1 protein-coding gene and 1 pseudogene are annotated in these 1933 nt (G+C 64.6%); one reads left to right on the top strand and one right to left on the bottom strand.

What is annotated here, in order from left to right; all coding sequences use genetic code 11:
- A partial coding sequence (locus EOA60_RS30905) for an alpha-glucosidase family protein (protein ID WP_128312465.1) occupies window positions 1–1554 on the top strand: 1554 nt, incomplete at its 5' end.
- Window positions 1555–1560: 6 nt separating this feature from the next.
- Here EOA60_RS30905 and EOA60_RS30900 read toward each other — a convergent pair.
- A pseudogene (locus EOA60_RS30900) lies at window positions 1561–1933 on the bottom strand (hypothetical protein); the annotation flags it as partial.

The following is a 1933-nucleotide window of genomic DNA, read 5'->3' as shown; positions in this document are numbered from 1 at the left end:
GGCGATCTCAAGGGGGTAACGTCGCGTCTTGCCCATGTCGCTTCGCTCGGCGTCGATGCCGTCTGGCTCTCGCCCTTCTTCAAGTCGCCGATGGCCGACATGGGCTATGACGTGTCGGACTATCGCGATGTCGATCCGATGTTCGGCACACTGGAGGATTTCGACGCGCTGGTCGCCGAGGCGCACCGGCTCGGCCTCAAGCTCATCATCGACCAGGTGATCTCGCATTCGTCCGACAAGCACGAATGGTTTGTCGAGAGCCGCGCCAGCCGCGACAACGCCAAGGCGGACTGGTATGTCTGGGCCGACGCCAAGCCGGATGGCAGTGCGCCCAACAACTGGCAGTCGCTGTTCGGCGGGCCGGCCTGGGAGTGGGACGCCACCCGCCGGCAATACTACATGCACAATTTTCTGGCCGCGCAGCCGGATCTGAATTTCCACAATCCGGAGGTGCAGGATGCGGTGCTTGACACCGTGCGCTTCTGGCTGGAGCGCGGCGTTGACGGGTTCCGGCTGGATACCGTTAACTACTATGTCCACGACCGCTGGCTGCGCGACAACCCGCCGCTGGCTTCAAGCGTCGCCGGCACCAACGTCGCCTCAACCACCTACGCCTTCCAGGAGCATCTCTTCGACAAGACGCGCCCCGAGAATCTCGATTTCCTGAAGCGCTTCCGCGTGTTGCTCGACGAATATCCGGACCGTGCCGCCGTCGGCGAAGTGGGCGATGAGGAGCGCTCGCTGCAGACGCTCGCCGCATACACCTCCGGCGGCGACAAATTGCAGATGTGCTACACCTTCGACCTGCTCGGCCCGCAATTCTCGGCCGCCCATGTGCGCGGCTGCGTCGAGGCGTTCGAGAACGCGGTTGCCGACGGCTGGGTCTGCTGGGCCTTCTCCAACCACGACGTCATGCGCCATGTCAGCCGCTGGACGCAGCCGGGCGAAAATCCTGATGCGGTGGCGAAATTCGCGATCGCGCTGCTGTCCTGCCTGCGCGGCTCGATCTGCCTCTACCAGGGCGAGGAGCTTGGGCTGGAGGAAGCCGAGCTTGCCTATGAGGACCTGCGCGATCCGCTGGGCGTCCGTTTTTGGCCGGGCGTGAAGGGCAGGGACGGCTGCCGCACCCCGATGGTGTGGGAGGCCGGGGCCGAAATTGGTGGCTTCTCCGCGGGCAAGCCCTGGCTGCCGGTACCGCCGTCGCATCGCGCCCGCGCGGTCGATGTGCAGGAGGGCGAGGACGGTTCTGTCCTTGCCGCCTATCGCTCGATGCTGGCCTTGCGCAAGCGCCATCCGGCGCTGATCGCCGGCTCGATCCGGTTCCTAGAGGCTGAGGGCGATGTGCTTGCTTTCATCCGTCAGCACGAAAACGAGAACTTGCTATGCGTCTTCAACTTCGCTGGTGAGCCGGCGAACTGGACGCTGCCGGCCGAGATCAGCGATGTCGAGATAACGGTTCTTGCCGTAGACGTCGCCGGCGTGCTTGGCGGTGTTCTCGGAGAAATTGCGCTGGCGCTGCCGCCTGTAGGGTGCTTCGTCGGGAGAATTGGCTGACGGTCGCTACTGCACCAGCACCGAGCGTCCGCAAGTCGCGCCGGTGACCCGCACATCGGCCTCGCCGACATGCACGCCAAGCACCGCAAGCACATTGTAGACGAGGTTGTCGACCGGCGCGGTGACGCCGTTGAGCAGCGTCGTCACCGCCGGCTTCACCGTGCCGAGCAGGGTGGTCGCGTCGAGACCGAGGCCGAGCGCGTTGACCGTCAGCGACAGGTTGTTCACCAGCGAGGTGGTGAGCGACTGCGTCAGGTTCTTGGTCGACACTGTCTTGATCGCCTTGTTGGCGATCTCGGTGGCGCTGAAGGTCAGGTTCGTCGGCGCCATGCTGGTGACCGAGAAGGCCGACGATCCCTTGATCTGCAGGAGATTGAGG

The organism is Mesorhizobium sp. M1A.F.Ca.IN.020.06.1.1 (assembly GCF_004023265.1).
Classification (GTDB): domain Bacteria; phylum Pseudomonadota; class Alphaproteobacteria; order Rhizobiales; family Rhizobiaceae; genus Mesorhizobium.
Note: the sequence above shows the minus strand (reverse complement) of the source record. Positions and strands in the feature narration are given on the sequence as shown.